Origin of the sequence: Flavobacterium micromati, from assembly GCF_900129585.1 — a bacterium.
GTDB lineage: Bacteria > Bacteroidota > Bacteroidia > Flavobacteriales > Flavobacteriaceae > Flavobacterium > Flavobacterium micromati.
Genome location: NZ_FQWF01000002.1, coordinates 218278 through 242828, shown reverse-complemented (window position 1 = coordinate 242828; position 24551 = coordinate 218278). Strand labels below are relative to the sequence as shown.

At 33.2% G+C, this 24551-nt stretch carries 18 protein-coding genes; 13 read left to right on the top strand and 5 right to left on the bottom strand.

Annotated elements, in window-relative coordinates:
* Positions 1–138 precede the first annotated feature (138 nt).
* The 11 genes from asnB (BUB42_RS03255) (at position 139) to secDF (ending at position 16674) form a co-directional block, all read left to right on the top strand.
* Positions 139–1815 carry an asparagine synthase B gene (gene asnB, locus BUB42_RS03255; protein WP_073017148.1) on the top strand — a complete coding sequence of 559 codons (1677 nt, stop codon included), beginning with the start codon at positions 139–141 and terminating at the stop codon, positions 1813–1815.
* A gap of 426 nt (positions 1816–2241) precedes the next feature.
* Entirely contained in the window at positions 2242–2469 is a 228-nt protein-coding gene (locus BUB42_RS03250) for an addiction module component CHP02574 family protein (protein WP_073017146.1), read from the top strand.
* Positions 2466–2789, top strand: a complete 324-nt coding sequence (locus BUB42_RS03245) for a type II toxin-antitoxin system RelE/ParE family toxin (RefSeq protein ID WP_073017145.1) — start codon at positions 2466–2468, stop codon at positions 2787–2789. Before BUB42_RS03250 ends, BUB42_RS03245 begins: the two co-directional genes overlap by 4 nt.
* A 94-nt stretch (positions 2790–2883) precedes the next feature.
* Positions 2884–3069: a hypothetical protein gene (locus BUB42_RS16885; protein WP_396177516.1), complete on the top strand. Its 186-nt coding sequence runs from the start codon at positions 2884–2886 to the stop codon at positions 3067–3069.
* Between the two features lie 332 nt (positions 3070–3401).
* Positions 3402–5027 carry an amidohydrolase gene (locus tag BUB42_RS03235; protein WP_073017143.1) on the top strand — a complete coding sequence of 542 codons (1626 nt, stop codon included), beginning with the start codon at positions 3402–3404 and terminating at the stop codon, positions 5025–5027.
* A gap of 173 nt (positions 5028–5200) precedes the next feature.
* Positions 5201–6817 carry an asparagine synthase B gene (gene asnB, locus BUB42_RS03230; protein ID WP_073017141.1) on the top strand — a complete coding sequence of 539 codons (1617 nt, stop codon included), beginning with the start codon at positions 5201–5203 and terminating at the stop codon, positions 6815–6817.
* 733 nt (positions 6818–7550) lie between these two features.
* Entirely contained in the window at positions 7551–8675 is a 1125-nt protein-coding gene (locus BUB42_RS03225) for a hypothetical protein (protein WP_139257262.1), read from the top strand.
* A gap of 3 nt (positions 8676–8678) precedes the next feature.
* Positions 8679–9962 carry an amidohydrolase family protein gene (locus BUB42_RS03220; protein WP_073017137.1) on the top strand — a complete coding sequence of 428 codons (1284 nt, stop codon included), beginning with the start codon at positions 8679–8681 and terminating at the stop codon, positions 9960–9962.
* Positions 9963–10513: 551 nt separating this feature from the next.
* A complete protein-coding gene (gene gyrB / locus BUB42_RS03215; protein ID WP_073017135.1) occupies positions 10514–12457 on the top strand; it encodes a DNA topoisomerase (ATP-hydrolyzing) subunit B in 1944 nt (647 codons plus the stop codon).
* 82 nt (positions 12458–12539) lie between these two features.
* The gene (gene mdh / locus BUB42_RS03210) at positions 12540–13475 is read left to right on the top strand and encodes a malate dehydrogenase (protein WP_073017134.1); all 936 of its coding nucleotides are present in this window, start codon (positions 12540–12542) and stop codon (positions 13473–13475) included.
* A 226-nt stretch (positions 13476–13701) separates the two neighbouring features.
* Complete coding sequence (gene secDF / locus BUB42_RS03205; protein WP_073017132.1) at positions 13702–16674, top strand: protein translocase subunit SecDF; 2973 nt, start codon at positions 13702–13704, stop codon at positions 16672–16674.
* 412 nt (positions 16675–17086) lie between these two features.
* Here the strand turns inward: secDF and BUB42_RS03200 are convergent, their stop codons facing one another.
* Positions 17087–17737 carry a TolC family protein gene (locus BUB42_RS03200; RefSeq protein WP_073017130.1) on the bottom strand — a complete coding sequence of 217 codons (651 nt, stop codon included), beginning with the start codon at positions 17735–17737 and terminating at the stop codon, positions 17087–17089.
* 599 nt (positions 17738–18336) lie between these two features.
* Between BUB42_RS03200 and ffh the strand changes: the two genes are divergently transcribed.
* Positions 18337–19698 (top strand): signal recognition particle protein, encoded by a 1362-nt coding sequence (gene ffh, locus BUB42_RS03195; protein ID WP_073017128.1) that lies wholly within the window; start codon positions 18337–18339, stop codon positions 19696–19698.
* A gap of 150 nt (positions 19699–19848) precedes the next feature.
* Positions 19849–20730 (top strand): bifunctional 5,10-methylenetetrahydrofolate dehydrogenase/5,10-methenyltetrahydrofolate cyclohydrolase, encoded by an 882-nt coding sequence (locus BUB42_RS03190; RefSeq protein ID WP_073017127.1) that lies wholly within the window; start codon positions 19849–19851, stop codon positions 20728–20730.
* A 66-nt stretch (positions 20731–20796) separates the two neighbouring features.
* Here BUB42_RS03190 and rluF read toward each other — a convergent pair whose 3' ends face one another.
* The 4 genes from rluF to BUB42_RS03170 form a co-directional block, all read right to left on the bottom strand.
* Positions 20797–21612: a 23S rRNA pseudouridine(2604) synthase RluF gene (gene rluF / locus BUB42_RS03185; protein WP_073017125.1), complete on the bottom strand. Its 816-nt coding sequence runs from the start codon at positions 21610–21612 to the stop codon at positions 20797–20799.
* A gap of 95 nt (positions 21613–21707) precedes the next feature.
* Complete coding sequence (locus tag BUB42_RS03180; RefSeq protein ID WP_073017116.1) at positions 21708–22556, bottom strand: alpha/beta fold hydrolase; 849 nt, start codon at positions 22554–22556, stop codon at positions 21708–21710.
* A gap of 95 nt (positions 22557–22651) precedes the next feature.
* Positions 22652–23431 carry a zinc ribbon domain-containing protein gene (locus BUB42_RS03175; RefSeq protein ID WP_073017114.1) on the bottom strand — a complete coding sequence of 260 codons (780 nt, stop codon included), beginning with the start codon at positions 23429–23431 and terminating at the stop codon, positions 22652–22654.
* Between the two features lie 3 nt (positions 23432–23434).
* Positions 23435–24529, bottom strand: a complete 1095-nt coding sequence (locus tag BUB42_RS03170) for a Nif3-like dinuclear metal center hexameric protein (RefSeq protein ID WP_073017112.1) — start codon at positions 24527–24529, stop codon at positions 23435–23437.
* Positions 24530–24551: the final 22 nt, after the last annotated feature.

Genomic DNA, 24551 nt, shown 5'->3' with positions numbered 1-24551 from the left:
ATTTAATTACATTTTTAATGTAAATAGTATTTTTTGTTTGCCATTTGTAACCAATATTAAAGTTTATGTTTTCCGATTTAAACTGTATCGACATCTTTGCCCTATCAAAATAAACAAATCTCTTAAAAATATATAGTTATGTGCGGAATAGTATGTGCCTTTGATTTAAAGCAAAACGCTGAAACTTTGAGACCAAAAGTCTTAGAAATGTCTAAAATTATTCGTCACCGTGGACCGGATTGGAGTGGAATTTTTAGTAATGAAAAAGCGATTTTATCTCATGAAAGGTTGGCAATAGTTGATCCCGCTTCTGGAAAACAACCTTTGTTTAGCGAAGATGGAAAATTAGTTCTGGCAGCTAACGGCGAAATTTACAACCACAGAGAACTGCGCAAACAATTTGAAGGTAAATACAACTTTCAAACCGAGAGTGATTGCGAAGTTATATTGGCGTTGTACAAAGAAAAAGGACCTCATTTCCTAGATGAAATGAACGGAATATTTGGATTTGCAATTTATGATGTGGACAAAGATGAATATTTTGTCGCCCGCGATCACATGGGGATTATTCCATTATATATTGGTTGGGACGAGCACGGAACTTTTTATGTGGCTTCAGAGTTGAAAGCACTTGAAGGATATTGTACAAAAATCCAGTTGTTTCCTCCAGGACATTACATGACAAGTACAGACGGAGAATTTGTTCAGTGGTACAAAAGAGAATGGACGGATTATGATGCTGTAAAAGATAACGAAACAAATATTACAGATATAAAAATAGCACTAGAGGCAGCGGTTCACAGGCAATTAATGAGTGATGTGCCTTACGGAGTGCTTCTTTCAGGGGGTTTAGATTCGTCTATTACTTCGGCTGTGGCCAAAAAATATGCGCAAAAACGAATTGAATCTGGCGATGTTGCTGATGCTTGGTATCCTCAGTTGCATTCCTTCTCGGTGGGATTAGAAGGGTCTCCAGATTTAGCAGCAGCGCAAATTGTTGCAGATCATATCAAAACCATTCATCACGAAATTAAATTCACCATTCAAGAAGGTTTGGACGCCATTAGAGATGTAATTTACAACCTAGAAACTTACGATGTTACAACTATAAGAGCATCCATCCCAATGTGGTTAATGGCCAGAGTTATAAAATCGATGGGAATTAAAATGGTGTTATCTGGTGAAGGAGCCGATGAACTTTTTGGAGGATATTTATACTTCCACAAAGCACCTAATGCAAGAGAATTTCACGAAGAAAACGTTCGTAAATTAGGGAAATTACACATGTATGACTGTTTGCGTGCTAATAAAAGTTTAGCAGCTTGGGGAATTGAAGGGCGTGTACCCTTTTTAGATAAAGAATTTATGGATGTAGCCATGCGAATTAATCCACAAGATAAAATGATAAACAAGGAGCATCCAATGGAAAAATGGGTGCTTCGTAAAGCTTTTGAAGAAATGCTTCCGCCAAGTGTAGCTTGGAGACAAAAAGAACAGTTTAGTGATGGTGTAGGATACAGCTGGATTGACACTTTAAAAGCAACAGTTGCTGTTGAAATCTCAGATGAACAGTTGGCAAATGCTAAATATAAGTTTCCACTGCAAACGCCAACATCCAAAGAGGAATACTATTACCGTTCTATTTTCCATGATCATTTCCCTAGTGATGCTGCCGCTTTATGTGTTCCGCAGGAAGCGAGTGTGGCTTGTAGTACAAAAATTGCCTTAGAATGGGATGAAGCTTTTAAAAATATGAATGATCCATCTGGTAGAGCAGTGGCAAGCGTACATGATGATGCTTATGTTAAAGCCTAATGTAATAAACTTCTAATTCAATGTGGAAATAAATAATTGATTAGAATTATACAAAAACCGAGCAATCGCTCGGTTTTTTAGTTTTGTATTATGGTGTTGCTAGTTGATGCTTTTGCTTTTGCGTGCGGATTGAAAACTTGCGCTATCAAATTAGAAATCGATACTATAGTTTTCGACAAATCCGAGCATCGGTAAGCTGAAAGCACCGAAATTATTGTTGCGCTCGCAATCAAGCGCAAATAAAACAATGCTAATAAAACAATTCCTGTAATATTATCTATGATTGTACATTTGTTTTTACAAAGACTTTTGCATTTTATTTGAAATTGCTATTTCTAGAAGACTATAGATCTCTTTGGTTGAAAATACAATTTAAGGCATTAAATTTTTTCTTATCTTTGAGAAAGTTATTTTAATCCAATTATTATGAATGTTCAGTATATATCAGATAATTTAGGTAATAAGACCGCTGTTGTAGTTGCTATAGAAGATTGGGAAAGCATTAAAAAAAGTTACCCAAGTATTGAAAACGTCAATGAAGAGTTGCCTGAATGGCAAAAAGATATTTTAGATGCTCGTTTATCCGATTTAAATAATCCTGAGAAGTTTAAATCTATTGAATACTTATTTGATGTGTTAGACGAAGAAATATGAAATACCAAATAATTTATCATACTGATGCTGAAAACGACATTAGAAAAAATAAAAAATGGTACAAAGAACAACAAGCAGGATTAGAAAAACGTTTTTCTTTAGCTGTAAAAGAAACGATTAGTTATATTAGTGTAAATCCACTTTTATTTGAAGTAAAATACAGAAACACAAGAGTAGCGTTTACAAAAATATTCCCTTTTGGTGTACATTATCAATTTGATAACAATAACAACAACAACAACAACAACAACAACAACAACAACAACAACAAAATTATAATTCTTACTATTTTACATACCAGTAAAAATCCTTTAGTTTAAAACGATTCTCAATTTGTAACCTTTCCTCCTTTGATGAATGATTTTGCTGGGATATGTTTATGTGATAAACTAAGCACAGGCACAATTTAAAATTATGGAAATTACATCTATTAAAAAAGAAAATGATTACGAGAAAGCTCTCAAAAGACTTGAAGTTATTTTTGATGCCGCTTCTATTTCAATTGAAGGAGATGAAGCGGAAATTTTGACGATGCTAATTGATAATTATGAAAATAAGCACTTCCCTATTGACACTCCGAACCAAATTGAAGCAATGTAGATTAGAGTGGAGGAAATGAACTTTAAACAGAAAGATTTGGTCGGAATCATGGGAGGAAAAAGTAGTGTATCTCAAATTTTCAACAAGAAAAACGGCTAACGATAGATATGAATGGAAAATTTGATAAGATTGCTAAAAATATTTTACTAGAATAATTTAAAAAAGCAGTTCTTTCGCAGTTGAAAAACCCTAAATGCTCTCAAAATTGAGAGCATTTTTTTTATGGTAATAAGATAGAGGACTCATTTTTAACTGGAATTTATTGTTTATTTCTCTTCAAATGATCAAAATTGAAAGCAGTTTTTTATATTAGCCTAAATAAACTGTTAAATATGAAATCTATTCCCTTCTTTTTTGCTTTAATTTTATTGATTTCTTGTAATCAAGAAAGTAAAATTGATGTTGATACTATAATTAAAAACGCCAAAATTTATACCGTTAATGATACATTTAGCACTGCTGAAGCCATCGCAATCCAAGATGGAAAAATAGTAGCAGTTGGAACTGATGATGAAATCACTAAAAAGTATAAATCTAAAAATACAATTGAGGCAAAAGGAAAATTTATTTATCCCGGTTTAATTGATGCGCATTGCCATTTTTATAATTTCGGTTTGAGTTTGCAAGAAGCAGATCTACGTGGTACAAAAAGCATGGATGAAATCATAACTCGTTTAAAAGATTTTCAAAAAAATAAAAACCCAGCATTTATCGTGGGAAATGGTTGGGATCAAAACGATTGGGAAATAAAAAAGTTCCCAACAAAAGCTGATTTAGATGCAGCATTTCCAAATATTCCAGTGGTGTTAAATAGAATAGATGGACATGCAATCATCGTGAATAGTAGCGCTCTGAAATTAGCGGGAATTACAAAAGATACAAATGCCGATGGTGGTCAAATCGAAATTGCTAACGGCGAACCAACGGGTATTTTAGTTGATAATCCGATGGAATTAGTGTTTAAAATAATTCCTAAACCAAATCGGAAAATCCAAATAGCAGCATTATTAGATGCCGAAAAAGTGATGTTCGATTATGGTCTGACCACAGTCAATGACGCAGGATTAGATCCAGATATTATTCATCTAATGGATAGTTTGCAAAAAGTAAAACTACTTAAAATCAATATTTATGCTATGCTTACTGCGAATCAAAAAAATATGGATTTGTACTTTAAAAAAGGAATTTATAAAACCGATAATTTAAACGTGCGCTCTTTTAAAATGTACGGTGATGGCGCACTTGGTTCTCGCGGCGCTTGTATGCACAAACCGTATTCTGATCAAGCAAAACAATATGGAGCTTTACTGGCAAAAGGACCAGCATTAAAGGCTGTTGCTCTACAAATTGCAGCTTCTAATTTTCAGTTGAATACACACGCTATTGGCGATTCGGCAAATACAGTGATTTTAAAAATATATAAAGAAGTGCTAACCAATAAAAAAGACCGCCGATGGAAAATTGAACATGCACAAGTATTGCGTGAGGCTGATTTTGATTATTTCAAACTCGGAATTATTCCTTCGGTTCAGCCTACACACGCCACTTCAGATATGTATTGGGCAGAAGATCGATTGGGGAAACAGAGAATTAAAAATGCTTATGCTTATAAAAAATTACTTCAAAAAGCGGGAATAGTCGCTTTAGGAACTGATTTTCCTGTAGAAGAGGTAAATCCTATGTTGACTTTTCATGCTGCCGTAGCGAGAAAAGATAGCAAAGAATATCCGAAAGGTGGATTTCAAATTGAAAACGCGCTAACCAGAACTGAAACTTTGAAAGGAATGACAATTTGGGCAGCCTTCTCTAATTTTGAAGAAAAAGAAAAGGGAAGTTTAGAAGTTGGCAAATGGGCAGATTTTGTAATTTTTGATCAAGATTTAATGAAAATTGCAGAAAATAAATTAGTGAAATTGAAAGCTGTTACTACTTTTATAAAGGGCAGTAAAGTTAAATAGAAGAACTGCTTTATAAAAGATCATATAGTATTTTTAAATGTTACTACAGTTACATGTTATATTAAAATGCGAAGTTTTTGTTTTAAAAAGTAACTTGATGCACTATTTGTGTTTAATACTTATAGTTGCTATCGCATATTTGAAGAATTGTATTAAATAAAAATTGAAGAGTTATGTGTGGAATATTAGCTATTATTGGCAAAGGAAAAGAAGAACAATTGTTTAGAGAACTTTCAAAAAGAATGGCACATCGTGGACCTGATGAAAGTGATTTGCTAATAACTGAAAACGGCCATATTTTAAGTCACGAACGTTTGTCAATTATTGATCTTCATTCTGGAAAACAACCAATAAAAGGTAGTAGAACTGCATACGTAATTCACAATGGAGAAATTTACAATCATCAAGAATTACGAGATGGAATTTTAAAAGATCATATTTTTAAAACCAAATCAGATTCGGAGGTTATTGTTCATTTGTACGAGGAATTTAATTATGGTTTTTGTAATATGCTTGATGGTGATTGGGCTTTTGTTGTAGTTGATGGCAACGATTTTATGGTTGCAAGAGACCCAATGGGCGTTAAACCTTTATATTATGGTCTGGATGAAAGAGGTCGGATTTATTTTGCCTCTGAAATGAAATCTATCGCAGATCAGGTCAAAACGCTTTCTACTTTTCCGCCCGGACATTATTACACCCAAAAAACGGGTTTTGTAAAGTATCATAATCCAGAATTTGAAGATTTTAATAAAGCCGATTTGGAGCTTAACTTGGATCTTATAAGGGAAACATTAACTAATTCTGTGCGAAAGCGTTTAATGAGTGATGTGCCCATTGGAGTGCTACTTTCTGGCGGTTTAGACTCATCTCTAACAACTGCAATTGCATCTAGACTTCTAGCGAAGAGCGGACAAAAATTACATTCATTCTCTATAGGATTAAGCTCAGATGCGCCAGATGTTAAAGCAGCTAAAACAGTAGCTGATTTTTTAGGAACGGAACATCATGAAATTTATTTCGCAGTTGAGGAAGGTTTTGAAATATTAGATAAATTAATTTGGCATTTGGAAACCTATGATGTAACAACAATTAGAGCAAGTGTTCCAATGTACTTTCTGTCCAAAGTAATTGCTGACTTAGGAATAAAAGTGGTGCTTTCAGGAGAAGGAGCCGATGAGATTTTTGGTGGTTATTTGTATTTTGGAAACGCGCCATCAGCTGAAGATTTTCAAAAAGAAACCATCGAACGTGTACAAAAATTATTTACCGCTGATTTGCTAAGAGCTGACAAATCTACTATGGCTCATGGCCTTGAAACTAGAGTTCCGTTTTTAGATAAAGAATTCTTAGATGTCGCGATTCGAATAAAAGCTGAAGAAAAAATGCCGAAAACGTATGGTGGCAAAGAAAAATATATATTGCGAAAGGCATTTGATACACCAGAAGATCCATATTTGCCGAATGAAGTTTTATGGCGACAAAAAGAACAATTTTCTGATGGAGTTGGCTATAATTGGATTGATCAGATGATAAAGTACTGTGCAACTCAAGTAAGTGATGAGCAATTATTAGGCGCCCCAACCGAATTTTTTTACAATACACCCACAACAAAAGAAGCATACCTCTACAGATCTATTTTTAATAAATATTTTCCACAAGTCAGCGCTGCGCAAACAGTTAGAAAATGGATTCCAAAATGGCAAGAAAATCTTGATCCAAGCGGTAGAGCTAATGCGGCTCATGTTCAAGCTGATTTTGGAATTGCTAAAAATAACAATGAAATTTAAAATAATAATTTGAATTGTCATTCTTATCGTAAGTCAAGTTTTAAATAATCGTCCGTTATTGGACATGGTTTCTGCACTTTGTTCCTTTATATCTGGGCAACTGCTAACTCATCGCAGGATTTCATTTTTATCTTTTATAAGCTCTAAATTAAAAACTAATAAAAGCAAGGCTTGATCTTTACCGCTCGATCAATTTACTAAGGGAAACTATCTAATTTAGCTAAATATATTTCATAATTTTAAAGAAATAAACTATTTTTTATTACTTTTATTCGCTCTTAACATCATAATAGTTAATTAGTTAGCTAAAATTTGCATCATCGTTACAGGCATTGATTTTCTAATGGGATTAAGATGGAATAAAATTTTAAAAGCTAAACAACACAATCTATATATTTTATTTTTAAAAAATTTGAGGGTTCAATTGTATTATTTTATTGAAATTATTAGAACTATTTAGTTCGATGTTTACGAACTTAAACTTTTAATTTCAATACATAAAGCAAGTAAGTCCTTTAATTACAAAAATATAGCAAAAACTTTCGTGTTCATATATTTCTAATGTGTTTTAAAAACCGACATTTTTTTGCTCTGATTTAATGAATGTCAAGAAAAAGTGTAATGAACTGGCTCTGGATTATGTAACGCATCTTGAAAGTGGCAAGCTAATTTTATAGTCAAATTAAAATTCTAAATTGATTAAATAGAGTTATAAACATAAATTAATGGAAATATGGAAATAGGTTTTTTTTCTTCAACCATTGTTCAAGTCGCAATATCAGTAATTATAAGCTGGGCGCTCTTCGCCTTATTGTGCAGTATGATTCATGAAGTTATAGTACGCTTAAAAAGTGAAAGAGGTCGTTTCTACAGAACCAAAATCAACGAAAAATTATTTGATGGATCTAATCAAATTAATTGGGGAATTTTGATTTACAATCACAGCTCTATCAAATTATTTACTAAATCTGAAAAAGCACCGCCGGTTGGAATCGATCCCAAAACAATGGCCGAAGTATTGGTTGATATAGTTGCAAATTGTCAAGCTGCGAAAATTTTGAAATTTAATCATCCAAATCAAGCTGCCCTCTTTCAGCAGAAATTATTAAACGATTTTGATTTTGCGACAACTAATTTAGGACAAAGTGATGTTATCGTAATGCTACGTAAAACTTTCGATAAGGCTAAAATAAAGGGGATTGAAAATCAATCTTTTAACGAAGAAAAAATTTACAGTATTCTCATCGATGAACTTACAATTTGGTTTGAGCAATTCAACAACAGAACATCGGCTTGGTATAAAAAATTATCTCAAAAACGCTTATTTGCGGTTGGATTTCTTGTTGCATTAGCTGCTAATGTCGATAGCGTTGCGTTGTTTGAATATTACAAAGGAAATCCCACCGCTAGGATAGCAATGATAGAATTTTACGCTAAAAATAAATTGCAATTAGAGGCTTTTAGTGTTAAATACAATACAGTAACTGAAGTTACACAAACAGATTCATTGGCATTGATCGACACAAAAGCAAACATTGCAGGACTAGCAAAACAAATGGATAGTTTAAAAAACGATCTCGAATTACCTATTGGATGGGATCAAGCTTTTCGTGAAACGATGAAAGTGAATTCTAATATAATTCAGCAAAACGCTGTAATTAGTAAAACAGATGGTACGCAAAAAGCACCTAAAAATTCCGGAGGTCTTATTTTTTTTGGCATTCCTCTTGCCGCCATACTATTTAAAATACTTGGCTTTATAATTTCGGCCTTTGCCGCTAGCATTGGCGCTCCTTTTTGGTTTGATTTACTTAAAAAAGCAACAACCGTTACTAGTACCATAATTAAAAAAGTCTAAGTCATGAATGATAAATATAAAAATGCACACACGCACATATTTACAATGCATAATGCACCGAAAGATTTTTTGCAGTTGTATATGCCGGCTTTTTTAGCAAAGCGCGTTGATACGTTTACTAATACTGAGGCAGGCGCATGGGTAATTCGTCAAGCAGCAAAACTTAATTCAGGAATGTTTAAGCGATATGCAACTTTTTTACAAATTGGAAAAAGCAGCGACCAAATCACCGTTTTTGAAAATCTGATGTCCCGTTATCCTAATGAAACGATGCAATTTATTACGCTGTGTCAAAATCTAGAATATCTCGGAGTAGGAAGATCAATCAGTGGTTTTGAAGGTCAAATAGAAGAGGTGCTAAGTATCAAAAAAACGTATCCCAATGATATCTTACCGTTTTTTGGGCTTGACCCAAGGTGGAAAAGTAACGGCACCGAAATAAGAAAAACAGTTGAAAGCTATTTTGAAACCAAAATCGAAGTAGGTGGAACCCAAGTTTATCCGTTCCACGGGTTAAAAATTTATTGCAGCACTGGACATTATATTTTCGATGAGAAACTTAAAGAAACCTTTGAGTGGGCGGCTGAAAATGGTGTACCTGTGATGTCACATTGCTATTATTTAGGCGGAATCTATAATTTTGATAAAAATTACATTAGTAATAATTTGAATATTTTTGATGTGTATGCAAATCAACGCTACATTGTTCCAAAATTTATAGAAGAAGGAAAATGGATTTCTCGCAAGTTGAACCTAAATCGTAAAGCAAATTGTCGTAAATCGTGTTCGTATTTTCTGGAGCCCTATTCCTATCAATCGATGTTGAATTATTTTGCAAACCGTCCCGATAAACTCAAAATATGTTTCGCACATTATGGAGGCGTCAACCAAATCAGAGCTTCGCTGGGTTTAGAGAAAGACAATGAACAAAAAGCACCTTACGGTGTGGCAAAAATAAATTGGTTTAATCAAGTTCAAAACTTAATGGCGCAACATCCTAATGTTTACGCTGATATTTCGTATAACGTGGCAGAAGCATTAGAAAAAAAGAACGGAAATAATTTATTGTATGATGTTTTTTTGAAAGAAGCTAAACAAACTTACGGCAACCAAATTCTTTTTGGCACTGATTATTTTATGACCGAAAAAGATAGCCTAGAGCAAGATGCTGTACAAGGATTTAGAAACTATGCTTCGCAAAACTACTTATCTAACGGTAATAATCTTTGGGAGCAAATGGCAAGGACTAATCCAAATCTATATTTAAAAAGTAAATATTATCCCTAAAATCTGGGAAAATAATATATTGTAGTAGAAAAACTAATTTTGTTGATTGATAAACTACAAGAATAATTAATATTTTTAAATATAAAAGTTAGTAGAACATCGAGGAGACAGAAAAAATAGCTAACACTGATATTGTTCAATAGAAGCGGCTATTTTGGAAATCATTTGCAGTCTACAAAATATAATTGCAATAAAAAACAGATCCTTTATCGATCAATTTATAATAGATTTTACATGCAAGTTGCTGCTTTATAAAAGGTTATAAAATTGATTGTAAAATATTAACAAATCCTTAATTCTTGTAGTACGAGTAAATGCCGTGGTGTTTAAAAGGATAAGAAAATTGCTAAAGCAATTGTAGACAATTAATAATTCCATAAACGATACAAAACGATCGAAAATGCTTTCAAATTTAGAAGTTTTTTTTTTAGTTTTAACTGAACAAATGTTAATAACTTAAAGGCTTTAAAAAGGATTTTAACGGTTATATAAATTGCGTTTTTATATATTTGCCTGTTAGACAAAAATTACATTTTTTTAGAATTGAAAATATGAGCGAAGAAATCAAGAAGGACAGTTATTCAGCGGATAGTATTCAGGCATTAGAAGGAATGGAGCATGTAAGAATGCGCCCGTCGATGTATATTGGAGATGTGGGAGTTCGTGGGTTACACCATTTAGTTTATGAAGTAGTAGATAACTCAATTGATGAAGCAATGGGAGGCCATTGTGACACAATTATAGTGGATATCAATGAAGATGGATCGATCACAGTTGAGGATAACGGTCGTGGAATTCCTGTTGGTATTCATAAAAAAGAAGGTGTTTCAGCACTTGAAGTGGTAATGACCAAAATTGGTGCTGGAGGGAAATTTGATAAAGATTCTTATAAAGTATCTGGTGGACTTCACGGTGTGGGTGTTTCTGTGGTAAATGCTTTATCAAATCATCTAAGAGCAACTGTTCATAGTAGTGATGGTAAAATATACGAGCAAGAATACGAAAAGGGAAAAGCATTGTATCCTGTTAAACAAATAGGGGAAACTACTAAAAGAGGAACGATTGTTACTTTTTATCCTGATCCAACTATTTTTACTCAAACAGTAGAGTATTCTTACGATACTTTATCGGCGAGAATGCGTGAATTGTCTTATCTGAACAAAGGGATTACGGTCACTTTTACCGATAAAAGAGAATTGGATAAAGATGGAAATTTCGTCTCTGAAATTTTTCATTCTGATGAGGGTTTAAAGGAATATATTAGATACTTAGATGGAAACCGTGAGCCTATCATTGCACACGTAATTTCTATGGATAATGAAAAAGGAGAAGTTCCGGTTGAGGTGGCATTAATTTACAACACTAGTTATACTGAAAATATATTCTCTTACGTAAACAATATCAACACACACGAAGGAGGAACGCATTTGCAAGGTTTTAGAACAGGTCTTACAAGATCTTTGAAAAAATACGCAGATGCCTCTGGAATGTTAGACAAATTAAAATTTGATATTTCAGGAGATGATTTCCGTGAGGGACTTACAGCTATTATTTCTGTAAAAGTTCAGGAACCACAATTTGAAGGACAAACCAAGACTAAACTGGGTAATAGGGAAGTTGTTTCTCCGGTTTCGCAAGCAGTTTCGGAAATGATTGAAAATTATTTGGAAGAAAATCCAAATGATGCTCGAATCATTGTTCAAAAAGTAATTCTTGCTGCTCAGGCGCGTCATGCTGCTAAGAAAGCTCGTGAAATGGTGCAACGTAAAACCGTAATGGGTGGCGGTGGATTACCAGGGAAATTATCGGATTGTTCAGAACAAGATCCTGCAAAATGTGAAGTATATCTTGTAGAGGGAGATTCGGCTGGTGGAACAGCAAAACAGGGACGTGATCGTGCTTTTCAGGCAATTTTACCATTGCGTGGTAAGATTTTGAATGTGGAGAAAGCAATGCATCATAAAGTTTTTGAAAACGAAGAGATTCGAAACATATTTACTGCTCTTGGAGTTACTGTTGGTACCGAAGAAGATAGTAAAGCCTTAAATATTTCTAAACTACGCTACCATAAAGTAATCATTATGTGTGATGCCGATGTCGATGGTAGTCACATCTCTACATTGATTTTGACATTCTTCTTTAGATTTATGAAGGAATTAATCGAGCATGGTCACATTTATATTGCAGCACCACCTTTATATTTAGTTAAAAAAGGAAACAAAAAAGAATATGCTTGGAATGACTTACAACGTGATCAAGCAAATGAAAGAATGGGCGGAAGCGCAGGAATTCAACGTTACAAAGGTCTTGGGGAAATGAATGCCGAACAATTGTGGGAAACAACTATGGATCCTAACTTTAGAACTTTACGTCAAGTGACCATTGACAGTTTAGCTGAGGCCGATAGAGTTTTCTCTATGTTGATGGGCGATGAGGTTCCACCAAGAAGAGAATTTATAGAGAAGAATGCCGTTTATGCAAATATTGATGCCTAACGATAAATAGTCGTTTGCAGCTGAAAAGAAATTAAATAAAAATATTAACTAAATTTAATTATAACCGAATAAACTTTAAAATATGAAAGTTACCATTGTAGGCGCAGGAAATGTAGGCGCAACTTGTGCAGATGTGATTTCTTATCGAGGAATTGCTAGTGAAGTTGTGTTGCTCGATATTAAGGAAGGTTTTGCTGAGGGTAAAGCATTAGATATTATGCAATGTGCCACTAATACAGGTTTTAATACAAAAGTATCAGGGGTTACTAACGATTACTCGAAAACTGCTGGAAGTGATGTAGTCGTAATTACATCAGGAATTCCAAGAAAACCGGGAATGACTAGAGAAGAATTGATAGGAATTAATGCAGGTATTGTAAAAACTGTAGCTGAAAATGTATTAAAACATTCTCCAGATACAATTATTGTGGTAGTTTCTAATCCTATGGATACAATGACTTATTTAGCATTGAAATCTACTGGATTGCCAAAAAACAGAATTATTGGAATGGGTGGTGCTTTAGACAGCTCTCGTTTTAGAACCTATTTGTCGTTGGCTTTGGATAAACCAGCAAATGATATTTCAGCAATGGTTATTGGTGGGCATGGTGATACGACTATGATTCCATTAACTCGTTTAGCTTCATATAACGGAATTCCAGTTTCTCAATTTCTTTCAGAAGAACAATTACAAAAAGTTGCTGCTGATACCATGGTAGGAGGCGCAACCCTTACTGGACTTTTAGGAACATCAGCTTGGTATGCTCCTGGAGCTTCAGTTGCTTTTTTAGTAGATAGTATTTTGAACGATCAAAAGAAAATGATTGCTTGTTCTGTTTTTGTAGAAGGCGAGTATGGACAAAATGATATCTGTATTGGTGTTCCATGTATCATTGGTAAAAATGGAATAGAAGAAATTTTAGCCATCGAACTTGATGAAACTGAAAAAGCATTATTTGCTAAAAGCGCAGACGCTGTTAGACAAATGAATGACGCCTTAAAAACGATTTTAGTATAATAATTACGCAATAGAAATGGAAGACTGCAACTTTGCAGTCTTTTTTCTTGAGATTAATGAATAAATAAATTGGTTAATCTTAGCGTTAATTATATATTTGCTCGGTTTAAAAAAAATTATGCGACTTGCTGGATTTCTTTCGATTAGTATAAAGAAATATAAAACGTTGCTGTATAGGGTTTAAAGCAAAAATAAATAAATAAAAAATAATTAATTTTTAGTAATAATGCAGAATAAAGGACTTATTAAATTTTTCGCAATTCTATTTGCATTGGTGAGTATTTACCAACTTTCTTTCACTTTTGTTGCAAGTAAAGTAAAAAACGATGCAAAATCTTTTGCTAATGGAGATTCTGAAAAGGAAGTTAAATATTTAGACTCCATAGGTAAGGAGAGCGTATTTAATCTCGGTTTTACCAATTTTACTTTCAATGAAGTTAGTGATAAACAAATCAACAAAGGTCTTGACTTAGAAGGAGGAATAAATGTTATTCTTCAAATTTCAGTTAAAGACATATTAAAAGGATTATCTAATAATTCTAAAAACCCAGTTTTCAACAAGTCTTTGGCTGATGCAACTGCAAATCAAAAAGGAAATCAAACTTATCTAGATGCTTTTTACGACGCTTTTGATGCAAATTCAAAAGGAACTGTAAAGCTTGCTTCTCCCGATATTTTTGCAAACAGAAGTTTGCAAGGTGAAGGTGGTGTTGATTTCCAAATGTCGGATGCAGATGTAAAAAAGGTAATCTCTAGAAAAGTTGATGAATCGGTAGAAAGTGCTTTTGGAGTACTTAGAAAACGTATCGATAAATTTGGTGTAACACAGCCTAACATTCAAAAATTAGGAGAATCAGGAAGAATTCTAGTAGAACTTCCAGGTGCTAAAGATGTTGATAGAATCAAAAAGTTATTACAAAGTACAGCTCAATTAGAGTTTTGGGAAACCTATAAAATTGAAGAGATAGGGAATTTCTTGATGGCTGCTAATGAGACATTGAAAAAAACGGAGATTAAAACTACTGAGGTAAAACCGGTTGTCAAAGACTCGTTAAGTGCCTTATTGTCTGACGGTAAAGATTCAGCTGTTGCTTCAAAAGGAAATAATCCATTATTAGATAAAATAATTGGTCAAGGTGGCGGTCCTGTTTTAGGTTTATTTTCACCAAAAGACACTGCTGTTGTAAATGGTTATTTGAAAAGAGCTGACATTAGAATTTTGTTAGCTGGAGATCAACGTTATGCTAAATTTGTTTGGGGTATTCCAACTCCTATAAAAGACGAAAAAGGTAAAGATATCGATGCTGTAGAATTGTATGCATTAAAAGGAAATAGAGATAATGTTCCTGCAATGAGCGGTGGTGTTGTAACTGATGCAAGTGATACTTTTGACCAATTGGGAAAACCAGCTGTTTCTATGCAAATGAATGGGCAAGGAGCAAAATCTTGGGAAGAGTTAACAGGAAGGGCATATACTCAAAAAAGTAATATTGCTATCGTTCTTGATGATGTCGTTTATTCTGCTCCAGGAGTTTCTAGTGGACCAATTTCAGGTGGAAGATCTGAAATTTCTGGTGCATTTGATGTAACACAAACTAAAGATTTAGCGAATGTTTTAAGAGCAGGTAAATTACCAGCTGCTGCTGATATCGTTCAGTCAGAAGTGGTAGGACCATCATTAGGACAAGAAGCTATTGATAACGGTACAAATTCTGCAATCATAGGATTACTTATCGTTTCACTTTGGATGATGATTTATTATGGTAAAGCGGGTTGGTACGCTAATATTGCATTGGCGGTTAACTTACTTTTCTTATTTGGAATTCTTGCAAGTATTGGTGCAGTGCTAACTTTACCTGGAATTGCTGGTATCGTTTTAACAATGGGTACTGCTGTAGATGCGAATATTATTATCTATGAAAGGGCGAAGGAAGAGTTAAGAGATGGTAAAACACTTGAGCAAGCTATTAAAACTTCATATAGTTGGACCGGTGCAATGTCATCGATTACTGATGCAAATGTGACGCACATTTTAACTGGAGCTGTCTTATTTATATTTGGTTCAGGGCCTATTAAAGGTTTTGCTACTACGTTGTTAATTGGTATTGTAACTTCATTGTTTACCTCTATTTTTATAGCTCGAATATTTATTGACTGGAACATTAACAAAAAGAATAATTTGACATTTGTGACCAATTTCTCTAAGAATATGTTCACTAAGTTTAATTTTGATTTCCTAGGCAAAAAGAAAATGACGTATATCATTTCTTCAATTATTGTAATAGTAAGTTTTTCATCATTGGCAATTAATGGTTTAGATCAAGGAGTCGATTTTGTAGGTGGAAGAACTTTCCAAGTGCGTTTTGAAAAACCAATTGAAACTGAAACTGTAAAAGCAGAATTAGCGCAAGTATTTGATGGCAGTGCTGAAGTAAAAGTTTTTGGTAGTGATAACCAATTAAAAATTACTACTAAATATAAAGTACAAGAGTCAGGAAGTAAAGCTGATGAAGAAGTAAATAAATTGTTGTTCACAACTTTAAAAAAGCATTTTTCTGCTAATATGACTTACGAAAAATTTGTAAATGCCTATGATGGAAAAAATCTAGGAATTTTGCAAGCGTCTAAAGTAGGGCCAACAGTTGCAGAAGATATTAAAACTAATGCTTATTGGGCTGTAATAGGAGCAATGGCTTTGGTATTCTTATATTTAATGATCAGTTATAGAAAATGGCAGTATAGTTTAGGTGCAATTGCTGCTGTTGCGCATGATGTTATTTTTGTATTAGGAATTTACTCTCTGTGTTATAAATTCATGCCTTTTGGAATGGAGATTGATCAGCATTTTATCGCTGCAATCCTTACTGTTATTGGATATTCAATGAATGACACCGTTATTGTATTTGATAGAGTTCGTGAATTTCTAGCTGGAAAAACAAAAGGTAATTTCTCTGAAATTGTAAACCAGTCAGTTAATACTACAATGTCTAGAACCATTAATACATCGTTGACAATGATTGTGGTTTTATTAATTATGTTCATCTTTGGAGGAGAATCTATTAGAGGATTTATATTTGCGATGTTGATTGGTATTTTAGTAGGTACTTATTCTTCATTATTTATAGCTACTCCAATACTAGTGGATACAATTTCTAAAGAAGATAAGAAAAGAGTTGAAAATTCACATTTAGAAGCTTAAAATAAAGTTTTTAGAATAGATAAAAAAAGAGATTCAACGAAAGTTGAATCTCTTTTTTTTTAGATATAAATGATTACTCAGAATTCTCAATAATAAGTTTTCGTTTAAAAGAGTATTGTTTTTGAAGTTGTAATTCAAACAGAAGTAAAAGTTTTAATTTTTACATTCAAGTAATCCAACAATTATTAATTTTAACTTTTTTACAAATAGCTAAGATGTTTTGAGATTTGATAATATATTATAGATCTTCTTCATTTCTGCAGTTTCTAAAAAAGTTAGATTTACAAAAGATGAATATTTTAAAAATTGAGATATTACAATTATAACTGATCAAAATTTATAAATTCTAGGAAATCTTAAAATTGTATGATTAAAATTTCCTAGAATATAATATGTCCAAGTCGTATTCTTTTTACTGCCAGCCACCGCCTAATGCTTTATACAAATTAATTATTGCTTGATGCTGCATTTTTTTTGTAGTAATTAAATTGATCTTTGACTCTAATGCAGTGCGCTGGGTCAACAAAACCTCTAAATGGGTTGCTCTACCAGACTCAAATAAATCATTAGCAATCTCAGTTGATTGAGTATAAAAATATACTTCTTGGTTTTTTAACTCATATAATTTTTCTAGATTATTAATGTTCCATATTTCGTTGGCCACTTCTACATATCCATTCAAAATAATTTTTTGGTAGTTCAGCAAGGCTTCTGTTTGCTTTGCTTTTGCAGTATTAAATTTTGCTTTAATGGCACTCCGATTTAATAAGGGAGCAGTCAAATTTCCAAAAATAGTGTATGCTAATGATTGTGGTGACTGAAATAGCAATGCAGTATTGAATGCCTGATAACCTATACTTCCATTCATCACAAATGACGGATAAAAAGCTGCTTTGACTGATTTTACATCAAATTTAGAAGCCGCTAATTCCAATTCTGGGTGCCTGATATCAGGTCTGTTTTGAAGTAATTGTGAAGGTATTCCCAAATTAATCGCAACAGTATCGTAAGTATTAAATTTACTTTTATTCCGCACAATCGTTGTTGGGAATTGACGACACAAGAAATTCAGTTTATTCTCAACTATTGTAATTTGCTGGAGAATTTCAAATTCAAAACCTTTTGAGTTTGAAACTTGGCCTTCAAATTGTTTTACCGGTAGTTCATTTAAAACAGCTGCTTCTTTTTTTACACGGATAATATCCAGTGTCGCTTGTTGTATAATGATTGTTTCTCATGATATCCAACTCATTGTTAAGTGCTAGTAATTCAAAATAAGTGAAAGCAACTTCGGCAATTAGCGAAGTTTGAATAGCATTTTGGCCTTCTAAAGTTCCAGTAAAACCCGCAATTGCTGCTTTTTTATTGGTAAGTAGTTTGTCTTAAACATCTTGTCCGCTCCTCAACGTTTCCAACTTTAAGGTTGTGTTTTTCAGTTTTTAATTGTCAAAACGCTCTTGTTACATATTGGAACTAATAGTAACAAATTAGTGTTCTTCGTAGAAAGTCCTAGCCATTTACACAAACTTTTGATTTTGGAATTAGCGCAAAATCAATTTTTTTTGGTCAAAAAACTATTAAAACAGCCAGCAATTATCTAATTTATCTAATTGCCTAATTACCTATTTAGTTTATATTTGCAATTCAAAATAAATCAATACTATGTTCGATAATTTAAGCGATAAATTAGACAAAGCCTTTCATATATTAAAAGGTCACGGAAAAATCACGGAGATAAATGTAGCCGATACTCTGAAGGAAGTTCGTAGAGCTCTGCTTGACGCCGATGTTAACTTTAAAATAGCTAAAGATTTTACCACAAAAGTTAAAGAAAAAGCGCTAGGTCAAGATGTACTTACAACTCTTCAGCCGGGGCAGTTGTTAGTAAAGCTTGTTAAAGATGAACTAACAGAATTAATGGGTGGAGATGTTGCAGGAATCAATCTTTCTGGAAATCCAACGGTTATTTTGATGTCTGGACTGCAAGGTTCAGGAAAAACAACTTTCTCTGGAAAATTAGCTAATTATCTTCTTAATAAAAAAAATAAAAAACCCTTATTAGTTGCTTGTGATATTTATCGTCCGGCTGCGATTCAGCAATTATATGTTGTAGGAGATTCGATAGGTGTTGAAGTCTACTCTGAACCAGAAAATAAAAATCCAGTTGAAATTGCTCAAAACGCAATCAAACACGCTAAAGCAAATGGATTTAATGTTGTTATTGTCGATACTGCCGGCCGTCTAGCTGTTGATGAGGAAATGATGAACGAAATTGAACGCGTTCATAAAGCGATTCAACCGCATGAAACCTTATTTGTAGTGGATGCAATGACAGGTCAAGATGCTGTAAATACAGCAAAAATATTTAACGATAGATTGAATTTTGATGGTGTCATCTTAACTAAATTAGATGGTGATACACGTGGTGGAGCGGCACTTTCGATAAAAACCATTGTTAATAAACCTATTAAATTTGTAGGTACAGGCGAAAAGATGGATGCTATTGATGTTTTCTATCCTATTCGTATGGCCGAAAGAATTTTAGGAATGGGTGACGTTGTAACTTTGGTCGAAAGAGCTCAGGAACAATTTGATGAAGATGAAGCTAGAAAAATCCAAAAGAAAATTGCCAAAAATGAATTTGGTTTTGATGATTTCCTTTCTCAAATTCAGCAGGTAAAGAAAATGGGTAATATGAAAGACTTGGTAGGAATGATACCAGGTGCATCAAAAGCCATGAAAGATGTAGAAATAGAAGACGATGCTTTCAAACACATTGAGGCAATTATTCATTCTATGACTCCCATTGAAAGAAGTAAGCCGACTTTAATTGACGTGAAAAGAAAAGCGCGAATTGCTAAAGGATCTGGAACGAAGATTGAACAAGTAAATCAATTGATGAAGCAGTTTGAGCAAATGAGCAAGATGATGAAAATGATGCAAGGTCCTGGTGGGAAAAACTTAATGAAAATGATGGGTGGAATGAAAGGCGGAATGCCAGGAGGAATGCCCGGAATGAGATAATACTTATCTAAGGTTTAAACTTTCATTAATGAAACTTTAAACCTTATTTTTTTTGACAAACAACTACAACTATATTCAATGAAGATGTATTTATTGTAAGTTCCAAAAGAATTAAAATAAAACAGATTCGTGTTTTAAACTAAAATCAAAATGCAACTACTAGACGGGAAAAAAACGGCAGAAGACATAAAAATTGAAATCGCTGTCGAAGTTCAAAAGATGAAGGATAAAGGGGAAAAAGTTCCCCATTTAGCAGCCATAATTGTTGGTAACGATGGCGCAAGTTTAACGTATGTGGGAAGTAAAGTCAAAGCTTGCGAAAGAGTTGGTTTTGAATCTACATTAGTAAAAATGCCAAGCACTATCACTGAAGTTGAATTACTGAAAAAAATAAAGGAATTAAATGATAATGATGAAATAGATGGCTTCATTGTGCAGTTGCCTTTACCAGAGCAGATCAACGAACAAAAAGTATTAATGGCCGTTGATCCAAACAAAGATGTGGATGGTTTTCATCCAGAGAATTTTGGCAAAATGGCCTTAGACATGAGCACGTTTATTCCAGCAACGCCTTTCGGGATATTAGAATTATTAGAAAGATACGGAGTAGAAACTAAAGGAAAACATACAGTAGTTATTGGACGAAGTCATATTGTAGGAAGACCAATGAGTATATTAATGGGAAGAAAAGGGTTTCCTGGGAATTCAACCGTTACACTTACACACAGTTACACTAAAAATATTGAAGACATTACCATTCAAGCAGATATCATTATTACAGCACTTGGTGTTCCTAATTATTTAAAAGCTAATATGGTGAAAGATGGCGTAGTAGTAATTGATGTAGGTATCACTCGTGTCCCAGATGAATCTAATGAAAAAGGATATGTAATTACAGGTGATGTAGATTTTGAAGAAGTGAGTAAAAAATCATCGTTTATTACTCCAGTTCCAGGTGGAGTGGGACCTATGACTATTGCAATGTTATTGAAAAACACACTTTTAGCACGGGAAATGAGACGTAATAAATAGAGTTTTTTGCGGATAATTGTTATATTTAAAAGCGTTTCAAACCATTGAAACGCTTTTTTTGTACTATCAATAATCACCTCTCTTTTTAAACCTTGGATCGTCTCTTTTTATAAATTCGGTTCTTCTTTTTACAACAGGTTCCGGTTTAGGTAGGCTTGCTTCTTCAGTTTTACTGGAAGGCTCAATAAGTTCATTTAACTCTTTAATCTCCGCATCGGTTAAATCACGAAACCTTCCCACGGGAACATCTAATGAAATGTTGATAATTCGGATGCGTTTTAAAGCAACGACGTCATAACCTAGATATTCTGTCATCCTTCTAATTTGGCGATTTAAGCCTTGCGTCAAAATAATTTTAAAAGTAGTGGAACTGATTTTTTCTACTTTGCATTTTTTAGTAACGGTATCCAAAATAGGAATTCCATTCCCCATTTTTTCAATAAAACGATCTGTGATTAATTTATTTAAAGTTACTGTATATTCTTTTTCGTGATTGTTTCTAGCACGTAATATTTTATTAACGATATCGCCATCATTGGTCATAAAAATTAATCCTTCCGATGCTTTATCTAAACGACCAATAGGGAAAATACGTGATGGATAATTAATATAATCTACAATATTATTACGAACTTCTAAATTTGTCGTGCATTCAATCCCAACGGGCTTATTAAAAGCAAGGTAAACAGGTTTCTCATTTTTTTCACGAATTAATTTCCCATCGATGCGCACTTCATCATCAGGTGAAACCTTTGTCCCGAGTTCAGGAACAATTCCGTTAATGGTTACTCTACCTTCTTCAATTATTTTATCGGCTTCACGACGAGAGCAAAAGCCTGTTTCGCCTATAAATTTATTGAGCCGTTTTAGATTTTCTTCCATGGTGCAAAAATAGGTAATTAGAAAATTAGTTAATTAGAAAAATAGATAATTTGCTGACTAGATAAAAACTTATTTAGTTACAAATTTAAATTCGATTAAGTTTTGCTGAAGAGGAACTTACTCACTTTTTCATATAAATCAGCGTCATGCAATTTATGACCTAATCCTTTGGTTTGCTCAAATTGAACATCTTTCCATGCGTCGGCAATTTTTTTTCCTTCGCTAAATAAAACAACAGTGTCATCAATATCATGCGCTAATAAACCTTTTACTTTTATTTTTGAGACAAATTGCTTAGAAGCAAACTCCTTTAAATCAAGATCTAAAACTTTTGTATATTTATTTTCTAGTGATTTCGTAACTTTTTTATTTAAACTTAGGAGGTTAATAAAGTTAGCTAAAATGATTGTAAAATCACTTGGAGCACCTAGAATAACCATTTTTTGAATAGTCGGATTTTGATATTTATATTGATAATACAAGCTGGTTTGTCCTCCCATAGAATGTCCAATTAAATATTGAGGTGAATATCTTTTTGCAACAATATCAATAAATTCAGCATATTTTGGAACTGTGAATTCTTTGCCGTTCGACAATCCCTGGCCTGGGCCATCTATTGCAATTACTGTACTCCTTGATTGTATTAAATAAGGCAGCATTTTTTTCCATCGAGAAGAGTTGCTTTCCCAGCCATGTATCAGCATAATAATGTTTTCATTCCCTTTCCAAATGTAAGTCTGAATTACATTTCCATTTTCAACAATAGTTTCTAAAATAGCAGTTTGTAATGTTTTAGGAAGATTACTTGCAGTAATTTTACCCTTTTTAGGTTCGCTAAAATGACCGTGTGCAATTTGGATCGCCTTTTTTGGAAATAGGTACATCAGCATGTTAATATAAGTCCCTACTGATTTAGTCAATAAAAAATAAAATGTTTTTTTCATGTATAAATTTATCAAACGTGCAAAACGAAAAAAGTCTGCATTGCAGACTAATATTATATAAAAAAAGTCCCGATCTGAGTCGGGACCTAAATTATTTAAAACTTAGCAAATAGTTGCTCCATTTTTTCTTTTTCTTCATCGGCTAATGTGCTATCGACCAAAATTCTTCCAGAATGCTCATCTGTTATAATTTTCTTTCGCGAAGCAATTTCAACCTGTGTTTGTGGCGGGATTGTAAAAAACGACCCTGCAGATGCACCTCTTTCAATTGAAACAACAGCTAATCCGTTACGAACACTTGATCTAATTCTAGTGTAAGCTTTCAATAAGCGCTCTTCAATTAAATCTTGATATTCTGCTGATTTCTCTGATAAAAATGCCTCTTCTTTTGCCGTTTCTGCCATTATAGCATCTAGCTCTGATTTTTTGTGTTTCAAGTGATTTGATTTTGCTTCTAATTTCTCTTTAGAATTTAAAATCACTTCTTTCTTGTGTTCAATAGAAGCTTTCATTTCTTTAATTTGCTTTTCAGACAATTGAATTTCTAATTCTTGAAATTCAACTTCTTTAGTCAACGAATTAAATTCTCTGTTGTTGCGAACAGTTTCTTGCTGCTTAGTATATTTTTTGATGGCTTCTTTATGCTCATCAATGGCATTCTTTTTTACTTTGATCAGATTCTCGACAACCTCAAGCTCTCCCTTCAATTTCTCTGATCGTGTGCTTAAACCAGCCACTTCATCTTCTAAATCTTCTACCTCTAAAGGAAGTTCTCCTCTTACATTTCTAATTTCGTCAATTCTAGAGTCAATCAGTTGTAAATCGTAAATCGCTCTTAACTTGTCCTCAACACTTAATTCTTTCGTATTCGCCATATTCTATAAGTACTTAACTGGATTTGAATTTTCTTCTGCTAAAATAACTGCAAAATTAAGGATTTTTTTTCGAAGATACTCTACAATATAATTTTTTGTATAGCGTTCGCTTTCAAAATGTCCAATATCGGCTAATAAAAGCCTGTTTTCGGCTTCATAAAACTGATGGTACTTTAAATCAGCAGTTAAAAAGACGTCAGCTCCAGCTTGAATTGCATTTTTTATTGCAAAACTTCCAGCTCCCCCTAAAACAGCTACTTTTTTTACTTGTTTGCCTAAAAAGCTAGAATGGCGAATTCCATCAGCTTGCATTTTTTCTTTTACAAATAGTAAAAAGTCTTGCTCTTGCATTGGGATTTCCAATTCACCCATCATTCCTAGTCCAATGTTTTGATGTTCGTTTTGTAAATCATAAATTTCATAAGCGACTTCTTCATAAACATGACTTTGAAACAAGGCTTTCAAAATTTCAATTTCTCGATGTTTTTCGAAAGTGACTTCAATTTTGATTTCTTCAGTTTGAACAAATTCAAATCGTTCCCCTATTTTTGGATCGCTTTGTTCATTACCCTTAAAAGTCCCTATGCCCTTTGAATTAAAGCTGCAATTTTCATAATTTCCTATATTTCCAGCTCCAGCAGCAAATAAAGCGTTCCTAACTTGTTCCGCATTTTCAGGAATAGTGAAAGTTATTAATTTCTTAATAAAACGCTGTTTGGGAATTAGAACTTTATTGTTTACTAAACCTAAAGCATCACAGAAAATTTTATTGACTCCATATTGATGATTGTCTAAAGCGGTGTGGATAGCATAAATGGCAACATCATTTTTTATTGCTTTTATCACCGCACGTTCTACATAATTTTTACCCGTAATTTTTTTCAATCCAGAAAATAAAATTGGATGAAAACAGACAACCAAATTACATTGCTTAGCTATTGCCTCATCAATTATATTTTCTAATGCATCATGACAAACTAATATTCCGGTCGCTTCTGATTCTTGATCACCAATTAATAAACCAACGTTGTCAAAATCTTCGGCATAGGCGAGTGGTGCCATTTCTTCAAGTACAGCTATAATTTCTTTTATTTTCATTTTATAGTAAAATTATTATTTT